General features: G+C 66.4%; 1 protein-coding gene. It reads left to right on the forward strand.

Annotated features, from left to right (window positions below):
• The first annotated feature begins 335 nt into the window (after positions 1 to 335).
• A complete protein-coding gene (locus AB4Y86_RS19475) occupies positions 336 to 848 on the forward strand; it encodes a hemerythrin domain-containing protein (RefSeq protein WP_441403758.1) in 513 nt (170 codons plus the stop codon).
• Positions 849 to 1071 lie beyond the last annotated feature (223 nt).

The following is a 1071-nucleotide window of genomic DNA, read 5'->3' on the forward strand; positions in this document are numbered from 1 at the left end:
GGGGTCACGACGACAGAAGCGGTGACCTTCCGCGCCRCTGGCAACGTTCCTGCCGGCCCGTGACCCTGGCGGGGGAGCGGGGGAGCGGCCGCTAGCTGTACTCAGCTAGCGGCTGTCGCTGGCCGGCTGCGGTGAAGCCCCCGCGGAGGCGGTCCGTCTTGTCATGGCGGGATCAGGGGGACGCGTCCACCGGCTGCGGGCCCCATCCGCGGGGGCCCTGCTGGACCGGAACAGCGGTGGAGGGAAAGATATACACGGGGTTAGCAGGAGGATCATCTGCAGCCGGCCACAGCGCCCCGCGCAAGTACCTTCGGGCCCGTAGTGAAAGGACAACGATGGATATCACCGATGTGATTCTTAACGACCACCATGACCAGCGCCGCATGTTTGCGATCCTGGATGAAATGCAGGATTCCCCGGCCTCCGACCTCGAGGCGGTCTGGTCCCGCCTCCGCATCCTGCTGGAGGTCCACGCGAAGGCAGAGGAGGAGTTGTTCTATCCCGAACTTCTCGCGCTGGGGGCGGGTGCCGGCGGGAAGGACTCACCGGAGGATGAGACGACCGACGCAATTCATGACCACAACGAGATCCGGGACGCCATCGCCGGGGTGCAACCACACCCGGCCGGCTCGCCGGAGTGGTGGCGTGCGGTGGCGAAGGTAAACGAAGTCAACGGGGACCACATGGCCGAGGAAGAACGGGAGGGGCTGACCGATTTCCGCCGCCACGCCAGCCTGGATCTCCGCCACAGCCTGGCTTTGGCGTTTTGCTCCTTCGAAGCAGCCCATGCCGGTGGATTTACGGGACACGACGTGGACCCCGACACCTACGTCCGAGAGAACAAATAGCCGTCATCGATTTGCGGCGGATCCCGGCGTCGACGGTGCGCGCAGTCCCCGTCCCAAATCAGGTGGTTTGGGACGCCGCCGCTGACGGTTCGAGGTCCGAGAGGGTGAGCGGGTGCGCGGGGGAGTCCGGGAAGGGAAACGCGGTGGTGATTCCAAGATCGGGACCCACGTGCACCAGCTCCCCGGGCGCCACCGCGTGCCAGGCCGGGTTGTGATCCATCGG

Source organism: Arthrobacter sp. 2YAF22_2, assembly GCF_052114645.1.
Lineage (GTDB): Bacteria > Actinomycetota > Actinomycetes > Actinomycetales > Micrococcaceae > Arthrobacter.

Bases quoted from the DNA above. Each gene is read 5' to 3' on its own strand.
- AB4Y86_RS19475 (WP_441403758.1), top strand. From the start codon at position 336: ATGGATATCACCGATGTGATTCTTAACGACCACCATGACCAGCGCCGC.